Below are 23,428 nucleotides of genomic sequence, written 5' to 3' on the forward strand. Positions count from 1 at the left end.
GTACATTCTGTCCAAAGAAGAAGGCGGTCGTCACACACCATTCTTCAAAGGCTACCGTCCTCAGTTCTACTTCCGTACAACTGACGTAACCGGTACTATCGAGCTGCCAGAAGACAAAGAAATGGTTCTGCCAGGCGATAACATTTCCATGACAGTGTCGCTGATTGCGCCTATCGCTATGGAAGAAGGTCTGCGTTTCGCGATCCGCGAAGGTGGCCGTACTGTTGGTGCTGGCGTTGTAGCCAAAATCATCAAATAAGCTATTGATATAGCTGGATGCAGGGGCGCGATGTTGCCCCTGCAACTTTTCGTTCTTTAGGAAATCACATGAAAAACCAGAAAATCCGTATCCGCCTTAAGGCTTTCGACTACAAATTAATCGATCAGTCTGCGGCTGAAATCGTTGATACGGCTAAACGTACCGGTGCTGTTGTGCGTGGTCCTGTACCTCTGCCTACACGTATCCGTCGTTACGACCTGTTGAGCTCACCACACGTGAACAAAACAGCGCGTGACCAGGTCGAAATCCGTACGCACCAGCGTTTGATGGATATTGTTGACCCAACTGATAAAACAGTTGATGCATTGATGCGTCTGGATCTGCCAGCTGGCGTTGATGTGGAAATTGCTCTGCAGTAATTTTTTACTGACAGAACACGGAATACGATAACCCCCTGAAGTGATCTTCAGGGGGTTGTTTTTTATGTATGGGGTTTAAAGCCCTGCTTAAATACATCGCGTAAATACTCTACAAATAGCCGTACGGTTAATGGCACTTGCGCTGAATAGGGACGTAGCGCATACACATAATCCCCAAACGCCCCCGAGGGTTGCCAGTCGGGCAGCACTTGCACCAAACTTCCTTTTTGTAGTGCCTCCTGCACACTAAAATCAGGTACTAATGCAATGCCTTGATGTTGCAGAGCAATGTCACGCAAGGCTTCACTATTATTGGCCACAAAAGCACCACTTATAGGTACGGTAAGCCGTTGTGCTGGAAGCGTGCTGCGTTGCTCAAATGTCCATGTGGCTGTGCGCTGCGATCGAGGATAGTGCAGACAGCGATGTTGTACCAATTGGTCTGGATGTTCCGGAACACCGAGTTTAGCTAAATACTCTGGGCTAGCGACTAACAGCGATGTGGTTTTGCATAACTCCCAGGCCACATGCGTATCTGGTGGCGTACTGGTGTGACGAATGGCCAGATCGACTGCTTCTTGTTCTAGGGATAACAGTTGATCCGATAGATTCAGGTCCACTTGTACATCAGGATAGCGGTTCATAAAGCCTTGCAGTTTGGGGATCAGTTGTTGGCGTGAAAAAGCCAAGGGAGCCGTGATACGCAACCAACCACGTGGGTGAGTGGCTAACTCTTGCACCGTAGCAAACTGATGGGCAATGCTCTCAAACTCTTGACGGGTGTTTTCGGCCAACCTATAGCCAGCCTCAGTTAATTGCACACTACGGGTAGTACGACGCACCAAGGGCAGGCCGCAGGCTTTTTCAAGCTCAGAAATACGTTGGCTAACGGCTGCTTTACTAATGCCTAAACGCTTGGCAGTGGCGGTAAAACTCCCTTGCTGTTGCAGTACGCTTAAGCAATGTAGATGGGCCCAAAGAGTTTGTACTTTTTTTATATCCATGTGCTGATTGTTCAGAATACTAAACAATTAATCAAGCATTTTTGGCTAGGCAGCAAAGCTGACACTTCCTACACTGTATAAAAATGATTATCCACAGGAGACTAGGTCATGACAGTACAGCAGCAAGAAGTGCAGCATTTTATTGGCGGTAAACTCACTGCTGGCGAAGGCAAAGAAACTCAGGCTGTGTATAACCCGGCTACTGGTGCTGTTGCGCGTCAGGTGCGGTTAGGTACAGCAACGGATATCAATGCCGCAGTGGCTGCTGCCACAGCAGCCTTTCCTGCTTGGGCTGATACGCCCCCCATTCGCCGTGCTCGCATTATGCTGAAGTTTCTTGAGCTGATGAACGAGCACATCGACACCTTGGCTGAAATCATCACTTCCGAGCACGGTAAAGTGTTTAGTGATGCCAAGGGTGAAGTCATGCGCGGTATAGACATCATCGAGTTTGCGTGCGGTGCCCCACAATTGTTGAAAGGTGACTACACCGATCAGGTGTCTACCAACATGGACAATTGGACCATGCGCCAGCCTTTAGGCGTAGTAGCAGGGGTAACACCGTTTAACTTCCCGTGCATGGTGCCATGCTGGATGTTTCCTATCGCGCTTGTGACCGGCAACTGCTTTGTATTGAAACCTAGCGAGCGTGATCCCTCTGCATCACTGTTTATGGCTGATTTGCTAAAACAGGCCGGTTTGCCTGATGGGGTGTTCAATGTAGTGCAAGGCGGTAAACCTACTGTGGATGCCTTGTTGTCGCATCCCGATGTGTCGGCAATGAGCTTTGTGGGCTCCACACCTATCGCTAAATACATCTACGAGCAGGGAGCTCACTATGGCAAACGCGTGCAAGCTCTAGGTGGAGCTAAAAATCATCTAGTGGTGATGCCTGATGCTGATATAGAGCAAGCCGTAGATGCACTAATCGGTGCTGCGTATGGCTCAGCTGGTGAACGTTGTATGGCAATTTCAGTAGCCGTTTTGGTGGGGGATGTGGCGGACCGTATTATTCCGAAATTGGCTGAGCGTGCCCGTACATTGAAAATCACCAATGGTATGAACCCAGAAGCAGAAATGGGGCCAATTGTGACTCGCGAAGCGTTAGAACGCATTGAAGGGTACATTGCCACCGGCGTAGCAGAGGGCGCAACCTTAGTGGTAGATGGCCGTGGTTTAACAGTAGCGGGTCATGAGCAAGGCTTCTTTACGGGTGGTACGTTGTTTGACCATGTGACGCCAGACATGCGTATCTATCGAGAAGAAATCTTTGGCCCTGTATTATCGTGCGTACGCGTACCGGATTTTGCCCATGCCTTGGAACTCATTAACAACCATGCTTTTGGTAATGGCGTGTCGTGCTACACCAGTGATGGTAACGTGGCGCGAGAGTTTGGTAGACGTGTACAAGTGGGTATGGTGGGGATTAACGTACCTATTCCGGTACCGATGGCATGGCAAGGCTTTGGTGGCTGGAAACAAAGTTTGTTTGGCGATATGCATGTGTATGGAGAAGAAGGTGTGCGTTTCTACACCAAGCAGAAATCCATCATGCAGCGCTGGCCGCAAAGCATAGAGAAAGGGGCAGAGTTCGCCATGCCCACAGCGAAGTAACCCGTGATAAAAGGCGCCTTACAGGGCGCCTTTTTATGGTGCAAATTTATGCTTGTAGAGTGAAGTCAGAGTGATACAGTTCTATGGCTGCCGCCTGCAATGAGGGGGTATGGGTCAGCAACTGTTCAAGGTTGATACGTACTGCAGGAGCATGTACGAACAGACTGGCTAAAAATCGTTGCTGGTCATCGAAAATTGGTACTGCACACGCCACCATGCCTTCTATGAATTCTTCGTTGTCAGTACCTATGCCTGTTTCAGCAATACGATCCAATTCAGTAGATAGCTGCTGTTTATCCGTAATGGTATTTCTGGTGAGGCGAGGCAGGGGAAGGTTGCGTAGTAATCGTTCACGCTCAGCTAGAGGGAGGGAGGCAAGATACAGTTTCCCGCTGGCGGTGCAGGTGACTGATACTTCGCTGCCCATGGGAACGTTGATTTGCAAAGGCCAGTTAGTTTGTGCGCGATCCAAATAGGTCATGTGCACACCAGAAAACGAAGGAATAGAGAGCCCGCAGGTTTCCCCTATTTGGGTGGCTAGCTGCTGCAAAATAGCATTATGGCCAGCACGAAATCGAGCATTTTGAAGAATGCCTAGGGACATATTTCGAAGTTGTGATGCCGGTAGCCAATGCCCTGCTAGATTGCTTTCAAGGTACTTTTCATCGGCCAGTTGCTGCAGCAACCTATGTACGCTGGGTCTAGGTATATCCAGACTTTCAGCAATAGTAGCCGCAGAAATAGGGTAAGTGGCACGGGCTACTAAATCAATGATTTCTAGCACACGGGTAATGGAAGAGCCTTTGGTCCGTTTCATGAAAGGTCGCGGTGCATATAAGAAAAAGTCAGCATGATTAGGCATTGTAAGAGGTGGTAGCTATTACCGTATAGCAGGAGAAAGCGATGAAGGGTAATTACGGATACCGAGTAGATGCGCTTTAGGCAAGAATACGAACCATAGATAGTCCTGTACGGATGGCAATGATGCCAGCAGACCCGTTACGGTGACGGTAAGAACATACAAACAGAGTAACAAGGCAAAAGAGCCCATGGCGCAGTAGCGCGATGGGCTCTTTTTTTGTGGGAGTTGGAATGGCGTCAAGCGTTCATCGTATCGGTGTATTACTGTCTACCACGGGCTCGTATGGGCGGGTAGGTCGTTCTATGCAAAATGGGTTGCAGCTAGCGGCAAGTGAGATAGCCGCCACTACAGAGCTGCAACTGCAATTCGAATGTGCCGATCCTTCGGGGGATAACGTTCGTTATTGCGTAGAGGCCGAGCGCATGTTGCGCTCAGGAATACGGCACATTATTGGATGCTATACCTCCTCAAGTCGCAAAGAGCTGTTGCCCTTGTTTGAACGCTATGGTGCGGTGTTGTGGTACCCCGCGCACTATGAAGGGTTTGAGAGTTCCGATAATGTGGTGTACACCGGAACCGCACCCAATCATCACATGTACCCGCTGGTGGAGTTTATGTTGGGTAATGCGGGCGCAACCGCTTATTGCATAGGGTCAGATTACATTTGGGCCTGGGAGAGCAACCGAGTCTTCCGCGAAGAGTTTGCCAGACGCGGGGGACGAGTCTTACAAGAAAGCTATATTCCCATTGATGGCACAGAGATAGATGGGTGCATAGAGCAGATATTGCACTTGCAGCCGGACTTTGTGTTCAACAGTTTGATTGGGCATTCTAGCTACCACTTCTTTCGTAAGTTTCGCGATGTTTGCGAGCAGCGCAATATTGCACAGAGCACACGCTTTCCGGTGGTGAGCTGCAATTTATCTGAAGCAGATTTGATGGAGATAGGGCCGCAGGCTTGCGATGCACATTTAAGCTCCAGTGTGTATTTCTCCTCTGTAGAAACGGCAGAAAACAACATCTTTGTACAAAAGTATTGCCGTGATTACCCGGGGGATGGTTTGCCCACGGTAGAGGCCGAAGCAACGTATATTGCTACACATTTATTGGCTGCTGCATTGATCTCTAGTCCTAGTGATGACGTGATGGCAGTGCGCCGCGCCGCGTTACAGCATCATCTTTGGGCACCACAAGGCGAAGTTTTTCTAGACCCACTGACGTATCACGCTCACCTAACCCCACGTATGGGGCGTTCTACTGCACAAGGGAGCTTCGAGATTGTGGCGCAAGCATTGCGCCCGGTACGGCCTGATCCCTATCTGGTGAGTAGTTCTACGGAATGGATGTTATTGCCAATAGAAGATAGTGGAGTTTTGCAGACATGAGATCCGTACGCTGTGTGCAAAATTTTAATCATAGACGGGCTCTGATCGTGTCCGAGAACTTCCGAGCGTTGGATCGTTTGGGGGATTCATTAAGCCGCTTGGGGATGAGCGTGCTGCATTTGGCACCAGAAAACGGTGAAGTTGTCATGGATAAAGACAATCTACAAACAGAGCGTGATGTTTTGTTTTTGGATGGTGACTTAGGTATCAAGGTAGATGTGCCCCGTTATCCGGGTCTGGATCTTTCTATGATTCCGGTGGTGGGAATGGTAGGGATTGAGGCTCCTTCACGCTTAGGGCGACTGTTCTCGTATGGTGCTACCGCATTTATCAAAAAGCCTGTGCATGCTGGTACGGTGTTTTTCAGTTTATTCATGGCGGTTAACGAATATAACCAGCAGTTGGCATGGAATCTGAATTTGTTGGAACAGAATCAACGGCGCCGACAACGTCGTTATGTCATCAAGGCTGTTTTGTTACTCATGAAGTGGCATGGCTTGACTGACGAAGGTGCATACGAATGGCTAAGACAACAAAGTATGTGTGCACAGACCAGTGTTGAAGAGTTTGCTAAACAACTCGTAGAGCAAGCTGCTCGACAACCACAGGCCATGCAACCAGGCCGTGGTGCAATGGTGGGGCAAGAGAACGCCTTGTCTATCACCATATAGCAATAATTTTTAAAAAAAGAAGGGAGACAAGATGAAAAAAGCCTTTATTTTGGCAGGACTGGCAGCCGCTTTATGCTCAGTTACGGCAATGAGTGCACACGCCAATAATGCCCCCATCAAGATGGGTGTGTTAGAGGATCAGTCAGGTGAGTTTGTGGTACCTGTGATTGGTAAAGTGCGAGGTATTCAATTGGCAGCAGAGGAGATTAATGCTGCAGGGGGGATAGCGGGTCGTCCTTTAGAACTGGTGATTTACGATACGCAGTCTGATAACACACGCCATCAGGAATTGATGCGACGTGCGTTGCAGCGTGACAAGGTGGATGTGGTGTTTTCGGGGTTTAGCAGCTCTTCCCGCGAGGCCTATAGACCCATTGTGCGTCAGTTTGATGGTTTCGCTTTCTATAACAATCAGTACGAAGGTGGTGTGTGTGATGCCAACATGATTGTGACGGGTGCTGTGCCTGAACAGCAGTTTTCTACACTGATTCCGTGGATGATGAAAGAGTACGGTAAACGTGTGTATGTGTTAGCTGCCGACTATAACTTTGGCCAGATTTCCGCAGAGTGGGTACGCCATTTTGTAGAGAAAGAGGGGGGCGAAATTGTAGGCGAAGACTTCATCCCTGTTGGGGTGTCCCAGTTCTCACAGAATATTCAAAACATTCAACGAGCCAAACCTGACTTCGTCGTAACCCTATTGGTGGGTACTGCTCAGGCTTCGTACTACGAGCAAGCGTTAGCCGCTAACGTGGGTTTACCTATGGCGTCTTCGGTGAACGTGGGCCAAGGGTACGAACACAAACGTTTCAAAGCACCTAGCTTGGCAGGTATGTACATCACCACCAATTACATTGAAGAAGTTGATACCCCAGAGAGCAAAGCCTTTGTAGAAAAATGGCGTCAACGTTTCCCTGAAGAACCGTATATCAACCAAGAAGCTGAAAACTCTTACCATGCTGTGTACTTGTATAAGCAGATGGTAGAGCGCGCAAATGGTTCTACCAATAAAGCCGACCTTAGAGCTGTGATTGCACAAGGTGATGTATGTATGGATGCGCCTGAAGGCCGTGTATGTATTGACCCTAAAAGTCAGCATACTTCGCACACTATGTACTTGGCGCGTGTGAACGAAGACCATTCCATTTCTTTCCCCCACGTATGGAACGATACCCAACCGTATTGGTTAGGAGAGGTGGGCTGCGATCTGACACAACAAGATCACAATGCTCAATATACGCCCTCGGATAACCCTACTACCAAGAAGTAAGAAGGGCTAGGCGGGAGGATAACCGCCGCAGTTAATCAACGCAGGATTGCAAAATGGCGCTGCTAGAAAATCAGCAGCTAGGGTAAGTGTTGCCTGCTGTTATGCAATCCTGCCTAGGGGAGCATGATGGAATTGTTAAGTACGGCGTTCTCTTTTCTTTATCAGGCGGGCGATGCATTTGCCTTCTTGGTATTGGCCGCCTGCGGGCTGGCGATCATCTTCGGCATGATGGGGGTGATCAATCTGGCGCATGGCGAGTTTATTTTGTGTGGTGCGTATGTATCCACGTATGCCATCCATGCTGGTGTGCCGTTTCCTATCGCTGTGTTGATGGGGGCATTGGCTGCCGGTGTATTGGGCATGGTGTTGGAACGATTAGTGGTACGACATCTGTATCAACGCCCATTGGACACGATTGTGGCTACATGGGGAATTAGCTTGATGGCGACGCAAGGCACATTGATTGTGCTGGGCTCTACCATTCAAGGTACCGGTACACCACTGAGTAGTTTTCAGTTTGGTGGTTACTCCTATTCGGAGTATCGCGTGGTGTTAATGGTGGTGGCTATAGGTTTATTAATCGCCTTATTTGCACTGTTCCGCTACACCCGTTTTGGGTTGTTGGCACGCGCAACGATTCAAGTGCCCAGCATGTCTAGTGCCTTGGGTGTGAACACCGGATTCATGTATAGCCTGACGTTTGGCTTGGGCGCTGCTCTGGCAGGTTTAGCCGGTGCGTTGTACGCCCCCACGATGACACTCGTCCCCACTATGGGTAGCACGTTTGTAGTGGATGCTTTTGTAACGGTGGTTGTGGGTGGTGCCGACATCTTCTTGGGTACCGCACCAGCAGCAGCCATATTAGGGGTGATGAAAGCGGCGCTGACCTCTTGGAAGGGACAGATGTTTGGTCACATAGGCATGTTGCTAACCGTGATTGTAGTGATTCGAGTTTTGCCAAATGGCATCTCGGGCTGGTTCCTGAAGCGAAGAGGGTAGTATGAAAATTTTTTCTTGTCTGGCTTTGTTAGAAGGGCCACAGACGATGGGACGTGGCCCCAAGTTCTGGACCAGTGCTGCCGTTGTATTGGTGCTTGCTATTCTTTACCCCTTGTTTGCCGACGGTTATGACGTGGGCAATAACGTGTATTTCTTCAACTGGTTGTTCATGGCCTTGGGACTGAGTTTGATCTGGGGCTATGGCGGTATTTTGAGCTTTGGGCAAACCGCATTTTTTGGTTTGAGTGGTTATACCTACGCCATCGTGACATTGAACATTGGCACGGTGTATGGGCTGACCTGGTTGGCATTGGTTTTGGCACTGGTGGTAGCAGCAATTTTTGCTGTAGTGCTGGGGTATTTCCTGTTTTTTGGCCGTATTGTGGGTGTGTTCCTAGGCATAGTGACCCTCTCTGTCACGTTGGTGCTAGAGCGTTTTATGTCACAAACTGCAGGGCCCAATTGGGTGATAGGGCAGGCACGTTTGAATGGGTTTAACGGCATGAGCGGTATGCAGCCACTGACGATTCCTTGGCCGGGGGGCGATATTGTTTTGTTCCCTGATGTGACCTTGTACTACCTGACTCTGGCGTTACTGGTACTGGTGTATCTGGGGTTACGTATTTTGGTGAACTCCCGTTTTGGCAATGTGTTGGTGGCCGCGCGAGAAAACCCTAGACGTGCCGAGATGTTGGGGTACGACATACGTAAATATCAGCTAGCGGCCTTCGTAATCGGCAGCACGCTAGCGGGGTTAAGCGGTGTGTTGTATGTCTCCTGGGGCCAGTACATCACCCCATCCAGTATGGGGATGACCGCAGCGGCATTACCCGTGATCTGGGTAGCAGTTAGCGGACGTACAGACTTAACGGCAACCTTGCTAGGCACGATGGTGGTGTTGGCAGGATTTCAGGCATTAACTATTTACGGCAGCCAATACGCGCTGGTAGTGATGGGTGCGTTATTGGTACTGACAGTCTTACTTGCACCAAATGGCATTTTCTTGTCACTGGGCAAGTGGTTGGGTAAGCGTCAGGCATTGGCAAGCTCACACACCAGTAAGGGGGAGTAATCATGACCTTACTTCAAACACAACGTCTGGATAAGTGGTTCGGTGGCTTGCATGTTACCGGGGGTATTGATTTCAGCTTGGCCGATCAGGAAATCCATTGTTTGGTGGGGCCTAACGGCGCAGGAAAAAGCACCTTCTTCCATTTGCTACTGGGAAGCCTAGCACCTAGTGGCGGCACTATTCTTTTTAAAGGTGAAGACATCACGCATAGACCCTCCTACGAACGTATTCGTAGAGGGATTAGTGTGAAGTTCCAAGTGCCTGGCGTTTTTGCCGATATGAGTGTGCATCAGAATTTGCAAGTTGCTTTACAGCGTCATTATCGCAAACCGGCAGAGCTGAATGAGCATACCGATAGATTGCTGGAGTTTTTGCATTTGGCGCCACATGCCAAGCAGCTGGCAGGCAACTTGAGTCACGGCCAGAAGCAGTGGCTGGAAATCGGTATGGCGATCAGTTTGCAACCTACGTTGCTATTGCTGGATGAGCCCACGGCCGGGATGACACCTGATGAAACGTGGCAAACCGGTCAGATGATTTTAGACCTGAACAAACAGGGCATGGCTGTGTTGGCCGTAGAGCACGACATGAGTTTTGTGCGACAGATTGCTCACCGGGTCACGGTACTGAATTACGGCAAGATCTTTGCCAGTGGCTCCATCTCGGACATAGAGCAGGATGAGCGCGTGGTTGAAATTTATCTGGGGAAATCACATGGCTAATCCCGCATTAATTGATATTCGTAATTTGCGCTCGGGCTATGGCAGTAAACCTGTGTTGCAAGGCCTGAACCTGCACGTTAATCCCGGTGAAATTGTGGCAGTCATTGGCCGCAATGGCGTGGGTAAATCTACGTTGATGAAAAGTTTGATTGGGCTGCTGCCTTGTTCTGGGGGCGAGATTTTGATGAATGGTGAAGCCATTCATCAGTTGCCTGCCTATCAGCGCGCTAGGCACGGTATTGGATATGTGCCGCAAGGCCGGGATGTCTTTCCCCGTATGACGGTAGAGGAAAACCTGCGGGTAGGTGAAGCCTTAGGTAAGCGTGTGAAGTCTGAACGCTATGAGGAAATTTATAACTATTTCCCTATCCTTCGCGAGCGTCGCAAGCAGCAGGCTAGCACCATGTCAGGCGGTCAGCAACAGCAGTTGTCTATAGGCAGGGTGCTGATAGGTTCGCCTAGCTTGATGTTGTTGGATGAACCGTCCGAAGGGATACAGCCTTCTATTGTGAAAGACATTGCCAGGTTGGTCGTGGAGCTAAACCGTAGTACTGGACTAACCGTGCTCTTTGTAGAGCAGAACTTAGAAATGATTCAAGCCATGGCACAGCGTTGTTATGTCATGGATAAGGGGTTGGTCATTGAAGAGCTGGATCCGGCCATGTTGTCCGATCCAGAAGTAGTACGACGATGCCTATCTATTTAACAGGGCATTACGATAATTTAACGAGGAGATAACTATGTCATGGTTTGAACAGTCATTAATGGCAAGACGCGGTGAGGCCAAAGGTAAAGCGGGTCAAAAGCATCACTTGGATGAGGCCAAACAAGGAAAATATCATTACGTCTATGGCCCTTATGAAACGCCAGTCTTGCATGTAGAACCAGGTGCTGTGATTTCTGCCGAGACGCATGATGCGTTTGAAGGTAGTTTACAGACAGAGCAGGACAAACCCAGTGAAAAACTGAACTTCCCATTTCTGAATCCTCAGAACGGCCCTATTTATGTAGAGGGAGCAGAAAAAGGGGATTGCTTGGCAGTTTATATTAAGGAGATTCGTCCTCGTGGCCCACAGCCATGCGGTACTACAGCATTGATTCCTGAGTTTGGTGGATTGGTGGCAACGGCTGATACTGCCTTGTTGCACCAGCCTTGGCCTGAGCGTGTAGTGAAAGTGGATGTAGATGCGGAAAAAGGTGTGCGGTGGAATGACAAAATTACGCTGCCGTATGAGCCTTTTATCGGGACAATCGGTGTTTCTCCACAAATTGAAGCCATTAGCGCCTTAGTGCCCGACTATTATGGCGGCAACATGGACTTGCCGGACATAGGGCCAGGCGCAGTCATTTATCTGCCTGTGCAAACTAAAGGGGCCTATTTGTTCTTGGGTGATTGTCATGCTGCACAAGGTGATGGTGAGTTGTGCGGGGTAGCGATTGAGCATCCCACTACCACCACCATACAAGTGGACTTGATTAAGAACTGGAAGTTGGTGAATCCGCGCTTGGAGAATGAAAAGTTCTACATGAGCATTGGTTCGGCACGCCCTATGGAAGACGCTGCGCGCCGCGCGTACCGTGATTTGATCCGTTGGATGGCTGAAGACTTTGGCTACACCGAAGAAGATGCATATTTGCTGTTGACCCAAGCTGGCCGTGTGCGTTTGGGTAATATGGTAGACCCCAAATACACCTTGGGCGCATCTATTCTGAAATCAATTATTGGCACAGCTCAATAACGTTGGCCAAACATGGTGGAGGAGAAACCATGACTAGTGATCAGGATACCGTAGCGGCGTATATTCAGGCCGTATCCCAGTGTTCAGGGCTGGGTATGTCGGCACAACGTCAGCAAGCACATGTAGCCGAGTTTCAGCGTTTGCTGAATGAGGCCAATGAGCTATGTAGAGTGATGGGGGGCGATGTGCATTTAGGTGTAGGCCCTATAGTGGTCGTACAACACGACGAAAGTGTTGTAGCAGCGGGAGGGGCTTAAAACCATGGCACAGAATCTTTCATCTCCGACTGACTTGTGCGATTTGACCGTAGCGCAATCAGCAGCGTTAATTGCGAGTAAGGCCTTATCACCCGTAGAGCTTACCCAAGCTATCTTGAACCGTATTGATCAGGTGGGTGAGCCATTGGCGGCATTTGTGTCTGTGCATCATGAAGAAGCCATGGCGGTAGCCAAAGCGGCCGAGGCTATGATGCAAGTTGGCTATAACGTAGGGCCATTACACGGTGTGCCACTCGCGATTAAAGACAATATTAGTTTGGCGGGAAGGGCGACTTCTGCAGCCAGTAAGATATTGAAAGGCAAAGAGGCTACTGAGGATGCCGAGGTGGTACGTAGGCTTAAAGGGGCGGGAGCAAACCTACTGGCCAATACCAATATGCATGAGTTTGCATGGGGTGCTACCTCCGAAAACCCGCATTATGGTGTGGTACGTAATCCTTGGAATACGGCCTGCATAGCATCGGGCTCATCGGGTGGTTCGGGGGCGGCGGTAGCGGCTCGTGCTGTACCGGCTGCATTGGGCACCGATACGGGCGGCTCTATACGTTTACCAGCAGGTGCTAACGGTATTGTAGGTATACGGCCTACCGTAGGTCGTGTGAGTGGGCGCGGTATTATCCCGTTGGCATGGAGCATGGATACGTGTGGCCCTATGACACGTACGGTAGAGGACTGCGCGTTGCTACTCCAGGTCATTGCAGGCCACGACCCATCTGACCTCAGCACTTCACGTGCTCCCGTGGCTGACTATTTAGCCACGTTAGAGCATGGGGTGAAGGGGCTACGTATAGGCGTGATTCCAGAGTACTTCTTCACTCAGCTACAGCCCTCGGTGTTGAAGGCTACTCAGGATGCATTGGATGTATTGCGCTCATTGGGGGCCATCGTAGTGGAAACCTCCATCGCCGATTTGGAATTGAATCTGTCGGCATTAATGACAGTAGAAAGTGCCGAGCCTAGTGCATTTCATCAGCGCTGGATGCGTGAGCGTCCAGAGGATTACGGTGAAAATGTGCGCTTTATGTTTGAGCAAGGCGAGTTGTATTTGGCTTCGCACTATATTCAGGCTCAGCGTTTCCGTTCGGTATTGCGCCAGCGTTTTATGGATAGATTCTCTGAGGGCATCGATGCGTTTGTACTGCCTAGCTTACCGTTTACGGCACCTGAAATAGGTACGGCCAACATCGAGTTAGAACCCGGTGTGGTACGTCCTACCTTGGAAGCTATTATGCGGTTTACAGGTATTGCCTCAGTAACGGGTTTGCCTGCGTTAAGTGTACCTTCAGGTTTTGACCAGCAGGGCTTGCCTATAGGCTTACAACTGTTGGGTAGGCCATTTGATGAGGGGATGTTGTTTCGTATTGGTCATGGGTTCCAAGGAGCAACGGATTACCACCTACGAAAACCAGCATTGTTGAACTAAGCGAGTAAGGGAAGAGGCTTAATCGGCCTCTTCCCTTTGTAAGTTTTAGTCCCACAACTGTTGATACAGTTGCTCCATTTCTGGCTGGCTAGGAATACGAGGATTATTGTTGGGAGAGCCCGAGGCAATGGCTTGTTGTGCCATGGTGGGAATCAGCTCCATAAAGCGAGCCTTATCAATGCCGTATTGTGCTAAAGAGGGTACTTGCAGATGGGCATTTAAAGCATACAGGGTATCTAGCAGTTTTTGATTCGCTGCATCTGTGCTGTCGTGTTCCGAGGCAAAGCCTAACGCCCGTGCGCAGTCAGCATATCGCACAGGAGCGGCAGACAAGGAGTAGGCTGTGATGGTGGGTAGCAACATGGCATTGGAAAGACCATGCGGTACATGGAAAAACGCACCAATAGGGCGGCTCATGCCGTGCACCAAAGCAACAGAGGCGGCAGAGAAAGCAATCCCTGCCAACGTAGAGCCTAGCATCATAGCTGCACGTGCGTCGTGATTGTTGCCGTTGTCGTAGGCGTGTTTGAGGTTAGGGCCAAGTAGGCGCATGGCCGCCAGCGCTTGGCTATCACTGTAAGAGTTAGCTTTGCGACTGACATAGGCTTCGATGGCATGGGTCATAGCATCAATGCCTGTATCAGCAGTGGTGCGAGCAGGTACAGATAAGGTCAGTTCGTAATCAATCAACGCCGCAGTAGGTACGAAAGCAGTGCCTATGCACAGCAATTTTTCATCGCTCTTTTCATCCGTAATAATCGTGAACCGTGTGACCTCTGAGCCTGTGCCCGCAGTGGTGGGGATAGCGATGAGCGGCAAGCCAGGGGTGTTTACTTGTACGGGGAATGCATAGTCCCGAATATGACCGCCATGTTTGCCCAAAATAGCCATGGCTTTAGCGCTGTCCATAGGGCTGCCGCCGCCTAACGCAATCAGCGCATCGTAGTTGCCTTGGCTAACGGTTGCTACGCCTGCTTGTATAGAGGCCGAGGTAGGCTCGGGAATGGTATCGGCAAACACATCGCAGCTAATGTGGTGTTCTGCGAGTAGTTTTTGGATGCGGTCTGCATGGCCTAAGGTCACCATCATTGCATCAGTCACAAGTAAGGCACGGCGGCATGATAATTCCTGCAACACAGTGGGTAGTTGATTAAGTACGCCACCACCTACTAGCAGCGTTCTGGGCAAGGTGATTGTTGTCATTGTCTTCTCCTATTTCGATAAGATTTGAATCGATATTGTTGTATCGGTTTTATTCTAATCGTTTTATTTGTTTTTAGATATGCAGGTTGTGGTGTGCTGGCACTACTGCTTCTGTATGCAGAGGGCACAGAAATAGGCCTGACTACTCGGCAGGTATGGGGAGAGATGTAGTGGGTGTAGAGAAAGAAGCTAGCGTAGTGGCTGTTACGGCAAAGGAAGCGGTGCGTTCAATGCTTCCAGAAACTTATCCACAATCAAATTCTGGCGTCGCCCTTTACGGGTAGCCGCTGCCAAAGTAATAGAAAAATGCATTTGATCGGGGCGTAAGGCTCTCATTACGCCTTGATTTACCCAATTGGCCGCTAAGTGGTCGGGTAGAAAGCCTATGTGCTCACCGGTCAGGATCAGAAACGCAATCGCCTCACGGTCAGAGGCTGTAGCGGTGCGAAGCAAGGGTTGATGTAGTTGTATAGCGTCTGGCGGCATACGGTAGTTAGGCTGTATGGCCTGGGCGGTGTACAGCGTGGCGAGTTCTACGGTCGCGGCATCGGCAAATAGCGGATGCCGATTGCTGCAATAGAGATACGAGTGCTCGTCATACAGCGGCACATAATCCAGACTTGGTAATGTCGTGATTAGGGGCAGGGCGCCAACGTGTAAGCGTCCGTCTAGTAGGCCACGCTCAATGTCTCCTGGGGTACTCATACTAATATTGACGCGTATGCCGGTGTTGGCGCTGCACAGTTGTTGTAGTGCTGTGGTGATACGCATCTTGGGCTGAGTAACTAGGCTGTTCATTAGCCCTATATTGAAGTCGCCGCGTAGGCTGTGGTGCAGTTGGTTGACCTCACTACGGAAACCTTCAATAGCCGCCAACACCGTTTCACTGGCGCGCAGTACTTCTCTACCTTGGTCGGTTAGGCTGAAGCCTGCTCGTCCACGCTGACATAGTCGCATGCCTAGACGTTTTTCTAGATCGCTCATGTGCATACTGATTGCAGATCGGCTGATACCCAAAATGCTTTCTGCAGCCGCAAAGCCACCAGCTTTAGCCACGGTCTTAAATACGCGTAATAAGCGTAGGTCAAAGTCACTGACTTGATTTAGGGTAGCTCTATCCATAGTTCAGTAAATGCTGATGTATCTATCAATAGATTCATATCCTACTGATCAAACAAGCTTTCTACAATCCGCATATACCACCCTAATAATGCATGGAGACAAATCATGGATACTCTGAACCTACAAGCGCATTGGATGCCTTTTAGTGCGAACCGTAATTTCCAGCGTGATCCCCGATTGATTGTGGGGGCAGAAGATAACTGGTTAATTGACGCCGATGGTCGCAAAGTATTTGATAGCTTATCTGGGCTGTGGTGTTGTGGTGCAGGCCATAACCGCAGCGAGATACGTGATGCGGTAAGTCAGCAATTAGGTACGTTGGATTACTCGCCGGCGTTTCAGTTTGGGCATCCATTGGCATTCAAGTTGGCTGAGCGCATTACGTCGTTAGTACCTGATCCACTCAATCATGTGTTCTTTACGGACTCTGGTTCTGAGTGCACGGACACGTCTATCAAAATGGCTCGTGCGTACTGGCGCTTAAAAGGCCAACCCTCTAAGACCAAGATGATTGGCAGAGCGCGTGGTTACCATGGGGTAAACGTGGCGGGTACGAGCTTAGGAGGCATAGGCGGTAATAGGAAGATGTTTGGGCAAATGATGGATGCTGATCATTTGCCGCACACCTTACAACCCGGTATGGCCTTTACCAAAGGGCAAGCAGAAACGGGTGGGGTAGAGCTGGCTAATGAATTACTTAAACTGATAGAGCTGCACGATGCCTCTAACATCGCAGCGGTGATCGTAGAGCCGGTATCGGGTTCTGCTGGGGCGTTGGTGCCTCCCCATGGCTACTTGCGCCGATTACGCGAAATCTGCGACCAGCATCAGATTTTATTGATTTTTGATGAGGTGATTACCGGGTTTGGGCGTTTGGGTACCTTAACGGGGGCGGAGTATTTTGGGGTGACCCCCGATATTATGAATATGGCTAAGCAGCTCACCAACGGCGCTATTCCAATGGGAGCTGTAATTGCATCCAGTGAAATCTATAACACCTTTATGCAGCAAGACACGCCGGATTACATGGTGGAGTTTGGGCACGGTTATACCTATTCGGCTCACCCGGTAGCGTGCGCAGCAGGTTTGGCAGCACTGGATATTTTAGAGCGCGAACATTTGCCTCAAAAAGCAGCAGAGCTTGCCCCGCATTTTGAGCGAGGTCTGCACGGCCTACGTTATGCCAACCATGTTGTAGACATCCGTAACTGCGGACTAGTGGGGGCGATTCAGATTGCCCCTCGCGATGGTGATGCCGTGGTACGCCCTTTTGAGGCAGGCATGGCATTGTGGAAAAAAGGGTTTTATGTGCGCTTTGGTGGTGACACTTTGCAGTTTGGCCCAACGTTTACAACCACAGCCGCCGAGCTAGACACACTGTTTGATGCAGTAGGTGATGCGTTAAATGCCCTAGACAGAAAACCTACCCAGATAGCACGGGTAGCGTGATGTAGATAAGAGCCTGCTACGGCTTAGTTTTAAGCAGCGTTTTTACGACTCCACAAACACGATGCCGTGTGCTTAGTGAAAGGGATAGCCGTAAAAAGGCTGCTTTTTTTTGCCTAGTGTCGTACTTCTGCGTATAGAGTCTGTTTTCTCTGCCTGTGATTTGCTGATTCAATTCTCCCTGTCGTAATATACCTTTGCTTATAACGAATAGAAACAATTGGGAGAGGCAGATGAGCGGCAACACCAAGCACAATGTGCTCACCACGACGACGTGGTTAGGCAGTGTGAAGAATCGAGGCGCATGGCGTTTGACGGCATTATGTGCTGCGCTGTCATGCAGTAGCATGGCGTATGCCGAGGACACCGATAGCAGCACGGTATTTAAACTGGGCGAAGTGGTAGTGCGTGGTGATATTGGTGGTTCATTGCTGTTGGGTGAAACCACATTAAATGAAACCACCATGGAGCGCTTTAATCGCAACAACATTGGTAGTGCTGCAACGATGATACCGGGCGTCACCATGGCGTCTAGTGGTCAACGTAACGAACAGACGGTTTCTATACGCGGGTTCGATTCGCGTCGTATTGCCATTTTTATGGATGGTATTCCGCAGTATGTGCCGTATGACGGTAATGTGGACTTAAACCGCTTCACGACTTTCGACTTATCCACATTAACCGTTGCCAAAGGTAATGCGTCATTGCTGTATGGTCCTAACGTTATGGGGGGCGCCATCAACTTGGTGTCTCGTAAACCAGAGCGTGAGTTTGAAGGCGATGTGCGTGTGGGCTATGCCTCGGGACAAGAGCGCTTGTTCTCGGTGAATGCAGGCTCTAGGCAAGAAAAATGGTATTTCCAGTTTGGTGCATCGTATTTGGATGCGAATGGTTTTCCTCTACCTAAAGACTTTCACGATCAAAAAAAATCACCGACTGATTTAGGTAGTTACCGTGAGAATGGCCATTACACCGATAAGAAGCTGTCATTCAAACTGGGCCTGACCCCTAACGCTACGGATGAGTATGTGTTTGGATATGTGCGCCAAGAGGGCAAGAAAGGCCAGCCTGTGTACACCGGTGAGCGTAAAGGAAACCGTTTTACCGGGCGTTTCTGGCAATGGCCCTACTGGGACAAAGATAGCCTGTATTTCATGAGCAGCACGGATTTGGGTTCAGACTACACGTTGCGCCTACGTGCTTATGCCGATACCTATAAGAACGGCATGGACAATTTTAGGGATGCGTCCTACACCGACTTGCAGGAGGACCGTAGTAAGTACGATGACAAAACCTATGGTGCGGCAGCCGAGCTCGTCATCGATCGCTGGGCCAACCATGAGTTGCATGTGGCCTTCAACTATAAAGACGATAGGCACAAAGACATACAAGCTGGCTATGCCACAAAGAACTACCGCGACATCACGTACTCGTTAGCTATTGAAGACTACATACGTTTGTCTGATACATGGAGAATGCGTGCAGGTTTAAGTCATGACCGACGTAAAACCAAAGATGCCAACGTGTGGGAGTCCGGTGCTGTAGATAAAGCGACTAACGGTGTGCTAGAACTGGTGCACAACGTGACACCAAGCACCGAGTTGTTTGGTAGCGTGGCACACAAAACGCACTTTGCGACGATTAAAGACCGCTATTCCGCGAGCTTTGGCGAAGCATTGCCTAACCCTGATCTAAAGCCAGAAAAAGCGTGGCATTACGAATTGGGGTTACGCACCGAAGCGTGGGAAGGTGGGCAGCTAGAGTTCACCTTATTCCGCAGCAATTTGCGTGATGCGCATAACCGCGTAGATGTGCCGGGCACTGTATGTGGTAAGTACGAATGTAGGCAGTATCAGAATATTGATAGAGCACGTCATCAAGGTATAGAGCTTTCTTTAGAGCAGCAATTTAGTCCGGAGTGGCGTGCTGGTTTGGCATATACCTACTTGAATAGCACGAACCGTAGCGAGCCAGATGTGAAACTGACGGGTTTGCCGCGTAATCGTCTGTTTGCCCATGTGGGGTGGAAGCCGCATGCACAGTGGGAGTTCTTGGCAACACTAGAAGCCGAGAATGGCCGTTACGATGAGGGCGTAGTCGACAAGTACGAGCAGTTGTCTGGCTATGGCATAGTAGGCCTGAAAACTATTTGGTCCCCACGTAGCGATCTATCTATAGAGGCCGGTGTACGTAACCTTGGCGATAAATACTACGAACTGTCCGAAGGCTACCCCATGCCAGGTCGCGTATGGTTCGCTAACGCTATCTACCGCTTCTAATGGATCACGCTAAACGACGATTGCTGCAAGCTTTTGGGGCCAGCCTGTTAACTGCAGGTTGGGCGCCCAAAACACTTGCAGCCAAGCAAGTGCTGTTTCACTATGGGCAGTTGCCAGCGGGCGAGGCTGTGCAACGAGTCTTTGCCGCGGGGCCACCCGCCTCTGTGTTGCTGTATTGTGTGGCACCAGAAAAAATGCTGGGCTGGCCGTATAACCTTAGCGATGCTGCACGTCATTACTTGTCCGCTGACTATCAAGACCTACCTTTTGTGGGGCGGCTGGCTGGCCGGGGGAGCACTATTCCCTTAGAAGGTTTGTTAGCGTTATCGCCTGACATCATCGTAGATGCTGGCGCGGTGAATGCTACGCATCAATCGGCTGCCGAAAATGTGGCACGGCAAACGGGCATTCCTTATGTATTGCTAGACGGTACGCTTGCTGACTCGCCACGACAATTGCAGTACGTGGGTGAGCTGTTGCAAGTACAGAGTAGGGCAGAGATGCTGGCTGCTCATGCCACTGAAATCCTGATGCAAACTGCAGATGCCGTGGTGCAGGAACAGCCTAGTGTGTATTTGGCTCGTGGGCTAGATGGTTTAGAAACAGGGTTAGCGGGGTCTATACATGCCGAGGTGATTAGTCATGTAGGGGCGCGTAATGTAGCCGCTGCAGCCGGTACGGGTGGCTTAGCTAAGGTATCCATGGAGCAACTTCTAGCTTGGGACCCAGACTTCATTTTTGCCCAAGATGCTACCTTCTTTGCTATGGCTACACGATCCCCTGTGTGGCGATCACTGCGTGCAGTATGTGAAGGTAGGCTGGTGTTGGTGCCAGCCTTGCCCTTTGGCTGGATAGACGTTCCGCCGGGCATTAACCGGTTGTTGGGCTTGTTGTGGGTGAAAGCCACCATAGAGCAAGATCAGCTCTGGTTACCTGACCGCGTTAGGGAGTTCTTCTTACGCTTCTATCAACGGTTATTAAGCCTAGAAGAAATCCACTCCTTATTGGCACAGCCCTCTACATAAGGTAAGGCATATGACACCACAAGGTATAAGCACACGCGTGGGTTATGGGTATTGGCTACTACTGTGGTGCGTTTTAGTCGGTGCGGTGGTGGTCGCCGTATTTGCAGGAAAGTACCCACTAAGTTGGTCCGAGCTGGGGGCGGCGCTATATAGCCCATTTACCGCTGAGAGCCGTGGCAGCACAGCCAACACAGTGATATGGCAGCTACGGTTTCCGCGCATAGCGGCTGCATTGCTGGTGGGGGCGGGACTGGCGGCAGCGGGTGCGGCGTATCAAGGCATGTTTAGAAACCCCTTAGTGTCGCCCGATATTTTGGGGGTGTCTGCGGGAGCGGGTTTAGGTGCCGTGGTCGCTATCTATTTAGGGCTGTCCTTATTTTGGGTGCAACTGCTGGCCTTTGTGGGTGGGCTGCTAGCGGTTTTGTTCGTCTATGTCATTGCACGTATGGTGCGTCGCCATGACCCCGTGTTGGTGCTGGTGTTAGCAGGGGTAGCGGTAGGCTCTTTATTGGGGGCAGGGATTTCGCTGGTTAAGGTTTTGGCCGACCCTTATTCGCAATTGTCGGTGATTACCTTCTGGCTGCTCGGTGGGCTTAATAGTATTAATCAAGACGAAATGTTGTGGGCACTGCCGTGGATGCTTGCCGGTTTATTACCGCTGTTATTGTTACGGTGGCGCATGAATTTGCTGAGCCTGCCTGATGAAGAGGCACAAATGCTAGGCGTGCCTGTGCAACGTTTACGCGCAGTACTCATCGTAGCGGCTACGTTGCTAACGGCTAGTGCCATTTCTTTTACTGGCATTATTGGTTGGGTGGGGTTGGTCATTCCTCATGTGGCGCGTTTATTCGTGGGGCCCAACTTCAGTAAGTTGCTGCCCACCTCGTTAATGCTGGGCGGTATTTTCTTACTGCTTACCGATACGTTGGCAAGAACCGTTGCACCCATTGAGCTGCCATTGGGCGTATTGACCTCGTTAGTGGGGGCGCCCTTCTTTTTATTTCTATTGGCGCGTAAGAGCACTCCCTAACAATGACCACACCTATTGTTGAGTTACGTGATGTTCGTATTGGTTACAGCAAACACCGTAGTGTGGGGACGGACATCAGTTTGTGCGTCTGGCCACAAGAAGTACTGTGTTTATTAGGGCCTAATGGCAGTGGTAAATCCACCTTGTTTAAAACCCTGCTGGGGTTGTTGCCGAGCTTGGCAGGGCAGATAGAGATCATGGGCAAGCCGTTGCAGGCATGGACGCGACAGGACGTAGCTAGGCAGATTGCTTACGTACCCCAGGCGCATGCGGCAGTGTTTGCCTTTAGTGTGTTAGAGGTGGTGTTGATGGGGCGCACTGCTTGTTTGAGTATGTTTTCTAGTCCGTCAGAGCGCGATCAGCAGATTGCTTGTGACTGCTTAGAGCAGGTAGGAATGCTGCACTTAGTAGATAGGCCATACACACAGATTAGTGGCGGTGAACGGCAGCTAGTATTAATTGCTAGAGCCTTGGCGCAGCAGCCACGCCTGTTGGTGATGGATGAGCCCACGGCTAGTTTGGACTTCGGTAATCAATTACGCGTGTTATCCCATATACAAGCATTGCAGCAACACGGTATGGGTATTTTGCTTTGCACGCATCAGCCAGAACATGCATTACAGATAGCAGATCGTGTCGCCTTGTTTAAAGCGGGTAGGCTACAGGCAGTAGGTCCTACTCGTCAGACCATGACCGCACACCATGTAGCCAAGTTGTATGATTTGGATGAGGCTACAGTTAGGCAACATCTGCCTAGCGTGTATTAACTATAGGAAAACCATATGCTGATTCATGATGTGGACTTTGCGCAGATGTACCGTGATCATATGCGTCAAAGTGATAGGGCGGCTAAAACGGCGAGTTCGTGGGATGCACGTGCTAAAGAGCTCAAAGGCAAACCACTACAAAGTGAGTATGCCAGCCAGTTTGTGGCGCATATGGATTTAACGGATGCCCACACCTTGCTGGATGTAGGCTGTGGGACCGGCACCATTGGTATTACGGTCGCACCGCATTTACAGCAGGTGTATGGATTAGATTACAGCGCTGAAATGCTAGCGCGCATGCAAGAACATGCTGTCGAGGCGGGTTTAACCACCGTGGCAACGTTGAATAAGTCATGGTACGACGATTGGTCTGATGTGCCAGTGTGTGACATCGTAGTGGCGTCGCGTTCCAGTTTGGTTGCCGACATGCAGGATGCATTGCAGAAGATGACCAGCAAAGCGACCAAGCGATGCTACATGACACACTTAGTAGATGGGCATTTTGGTGATGCGGCCATTGCCGACGTACTGGGCAAGCAAAAACGTGGTTTGCCAGATTACATCTACATCGTGAACATCTTGTTTTCTATGGGATTTCACCCGCGCATTGACTACCTTTGCTTTCCCGGGCGCTTGGCAGGTACTAAAAGCGTAGAGGAGTTCATTGGGAAAGTAGAGTGGACCTTTGGTGAGTTAACGACTCAGCAAGTGAACGCCTTACAAGAGTGGTATGCCGAAGATGACGAGCGTGCTCAGCAGGGTGGGGGCGACACCCGTTGGGCCATGATTTCCTGGGATGTGGATAAAGTCGGTAGATGATTGATTGCAATCAGCTAAATAGTCTTGATGAATACCACACTTGACAAAATCGTGCTTGT

Annotated in this window: 23 protein-coding genes; 19 read left to right on the forward strand and 4 right to left on the reverse strand. The window is 50.1% G+C overall.

The features are described 5' to 3' along the window. Together GY634_RS16660 and rpsJ are read left to right on the forward strand one after the other, a co-directional pair. Window positions 1-259: EF-Tu C-terminal domain-related protein (locus tag GY634_RS16660; protein ID WP_479724670.1), on the forward strand; the 259-nt coding region annotated here is incomplete at its 5' end. A gap of 68 nt (window positions 260-327) precedes the next feature. Next, window positions 328-639, forward strand: a complete 312-nt coding sequence (rpsJ, locus tag GY634_RS16665; RefSeq protein ID WP_135863858.1) for a 30S ribosomal protein S10 — start codon at window positions 328-330, stop codon at window positions 637-639. 62 nt (window positions 640-701) lie between these two features. On the opposite strand, the gene GY634_RS16670 is transcribed toward rpsJ, so the two are convergent. Further along, entirely contained in the window at window positions 702-1,643 is a 942-nt protein-coding gene (locus GY634_RS16670) for a LysR family transcriptional regulator (protein ID WP_166409853.1), read from the reverse strand. 108 nt (window positions 1,644-1,751) lie between these two features. Between GY634_RS16670 and GY634_RS16675 the strand changes: the two genes are divergently transcribed. Beyond that, window positions 1,752-3,257, forward strand: a complete 1,506-nt coding sequence (locus GY634_RS16675) for a CoA-acylating methylmalonate-semialdehyde dehydrogenase (protein ID WP_166409854.1) — start codon at window positions 1,752-1,754, stop codon at window positions 3,255-3,257. Between the two features lie 46 nt (window positions 3,258-3,303). On the opposite strand, the gene GY634_RS16680 is transcribed toward GY634_RS16675, so the two are convergent. Beyond that, a complete protein-coding gene (locus GY634_RS16680) occupies window positions 3,304-4,074 on the reverse strand; it encodes an IclR family transcriptional regulator (protein WP_166409855.1) in 771 nt (256 codons plus the stop codon). A 275-nt stretch (window positions 4,075-4,349) separates the two neighbouring features. Between GY634_RS16680 and GY634_RS16685 the strand changes: the two genes are divergently transcribed. From GY634_RS16685 to GY634_RS16730, 10 genes are all read left to right on the forward strand, one after another. Further along, complete coding sequence (locus GY634_RS16685; RefSeq protein ID WP_166409856.1) at window positions 4,350-5,504, forward strand: transporter substrate-binding protein; 1,155 nt, start codon at window positions 4,350-4,352, stop codon at window positions 5,502-5,504. Next, complete coding sequence (locus GY634_RS16690; protein WP_166409857.1) at window positions 5,501-6,175, forward strand: ANTAR domain-containing response regulator; 675 nt, start codon at window positions 5,501-5,503, stop codon at window positions 6,173-6,175. Before GY634_RS16685 ends, GY634_RS16690 begins: the two co-directional genes overlap by 4 nt. Window positions 6,176-6,206: 31 nt before the next feature. After that, window positions 6,207-7,445: an urea ABC transporter substrate-binding protein gene (locus tag GY634_RS16695; protein ID WP_166409858.1), complete on the forward strand. Its 1,239-nt coding sequence runs from the start codon at window positions 6,207-6,209 to the stop codon at window positions 7,443-7,445. A 123-nt stretch (window positions 7,446-7,568) separates the two neighbouring features. Further along, on the forward strand, window positions 7,569-8,444 hold the full coding sequence (locus tag GY634_RS16700; protein ID WP_242683747.1) for an ABC transporter permease subunit: 876 nt from the start codon (window positions 7,569-7,571) through the stop codon (window positions 8,442-8,444). 1 nt (window position 8,445) lies between these two features. Further along, window positions 8,446-9,516, forward strand: a complete 1,071-nt coding sequence (locus tag GY634_RS16705) for a branched-chain amino acid ABC transporter permease (protein WP_166409859.1) — start codon at window positions 8,446-8,448, stop codon at window positions 9,514-9,516. Window positions 9,517-9,518: 2 nt separating this feature from the next. Further along, window positions 9,519-10,238, forward strand: a complete 720-nt coding sequence (locus GY634_RS16710; RefSeq protein WP_166409860.1) for an ABC transporter ATP-binding protein — start codon at window positions 9,519-9,521, stop codon at window positions 10,236-10,238. After that, window positions 10,231-10,944, forward strand: coding sequence for an ABC transporter ATP-binding protein (locus GY634_RS16715; RefSeq protein WP_166409861.1), 714 nt, complete (start codon window positions 10,231-10,233; stop codon window positions 10,942-10,944). The genes GY634_RS16710 and GY634_RS16715 overlap by 8 nt, the downstream gene beginning before the upstream one ends. Window positions 10,945-10,978: 34 nt before the next feature. Continuing rightward, a complete protein-coding gene (locus GY634_RS16720) occupies window positions 10,979-11,977 on the forward strand; it encodes an acetamidase/formamidase family protein (protein ID WP_166409862.1) in 999 nt (332 codons plus the stop codon). 29 nt (window positions 11,978-12,006) lie between these two features. Continuing rightward, entirely contained in the window at window positions 12,007-12,234 is a 228-nt protein-coding gene (locus GY634_RS16725) for a hypothetical protein (RefSeq protein ID WP_166409863.1), read from the forward strand. A gap of 4 nt (window positions 12,235-12,238) precedes the next feature. Continuing rightward, window positions 12,239-13,678, forward strand: a complete 1,440-nt coding sequence (locus GY634_RS16730) for an amidase (protein WP_166409864.1) — start codon at window positions 12,239-12,241, stop codon at window positions 13,676-13,678. Between the two features lie 45 nt (window positions 13,679-13,723). Here the strand turns inward: GY634_RS16730 and GY634_RS16735 are convergent, their stop codons facing one another. Together GY634_RS16735 and GY634_RS16740 are read right to left on the reverse strand one after the other, a co-directional pair. Further along, window positions 13,724-14,881 (reverse strand): iron-containing alcohol dehydrogenase, encoded by a 1,158-nt coding sequence (locus GY634_RS16735; RefSeq protein WP_166409865.1) that lies wholly within the window; start codon window positions 14,879-14,881, stop codon window positions 13,724-13,726. A gap of 204 nt (window positions 14,882-15,085) precedes the next feature. Continuing rightward, window positions 15,086-16,003, reverse strand: a complete 918-nt coding sequence (locus GY634_RS16740) for a LysR family transcriptional regulator (RefSeq protein ID WP_166409866.1) — start codon at window positions 16,001-16,003, stop codon at window positions 15,086-15,088. Window positions 16,004-16,108: 105 nt separating this feature from the next. Here GY634_RS16740 and aptA point away from each other — a divergent pair, with 105 nt between their 5' ends. From aptA to GY634_RS16770, 6 genes are all read left to right on the forward strand, one after another. Continuing rightward, window positions 16,109-17,452, forward strand: a complete 1,344-nt coding sequence (aptA, locus tag GY634_RS16745) for an omega-aminotransferase AptA (RefSeq protein ID WP_166409867.1) — start codon at window positions 16,109-16,111, stop codon at window positions 17,450-17,452. Between the two features lie 230 nt (window positions 17,453-17,682). Beyond that, on the forward strand, window positions 17,683-19,728 hold the full coding sequence (locus tag GY634_RS16750) for a TonB-dependent receptor plug domain-containing protein (protein WP_166409868.1): 2,046 nt from the start codon (window positions 17,683-17,685) through the stop codon (window positions 19,726-19,728). Further along, window positions 19,728-20,753 carry an iron ABC transporter substrate-binding protein gene (locus GY634_RS16755; RefSeq protein WP_166409869.1) on the forward strand — a complete coding sequence of 342 codons (1,026 nt, stop codon included), beginning with the start codon at window positions 19,728-19,730 and terminating at the stop codon, window positions 20,751-20,753. Before GY634_RS16750 ends, GY634_RS16755 begins: the two co-directional genes overlap by 1 nt. 10 nt (window positions 20,754-20,763) lie before the next feature. Next, window positions 20,764-21,783 carry a FecCD family ABC transporter permease gene (locus GY634_RS16760; RefSeq protein ID WP_166409870.1) on the forward strand — a complete coding sequence of 340 codons (1,020 nt, stop codon included), beginning with the start codon at window positions 20,764-20,766 and terminating at the stop codon, window positions 21,781-21,783. Between the two features lie 2 nt (window positions 21,784-21,785). Further along, window positions 21,786-22,550 carry an ABC transporter ATP-binding protein gene (locus GY634_RS16765; RefSeq protein WP_166409871.1) on the forward strand — a complete coding sequence of 255 codons (765 nt, stop codon included), beginning with the start codon at window positions 21,786-21,788 and terminating at the stop codon, window positions 22,548-22,550. 15 nt (window positions 22,551-22,565) lie between these two features. Continuing rightward, a complete protein-coding gene (locus GY634_RS16770; protein ID WP_166409872.1) occupies window positions 22,566-23,369 on the forward strand; it encodes a class I SAM-dependent methyltransferase in 804 nt (267 codons plus the stop codon). Window positions 23,370-23,428 lie beyond the last annotated feature (59 nt).

The sequence above is a fragment of the Paenalcaligenes suwonensis genome, from assembly GCF_011290505.1.
Lineage (GTDB): Bacteria > Pseudomonadota > Gammaproteobacteria > Burkholderiales > Burkholderiaceae_B > Paenalcaligenes > Paenalcaligenes suwonensis.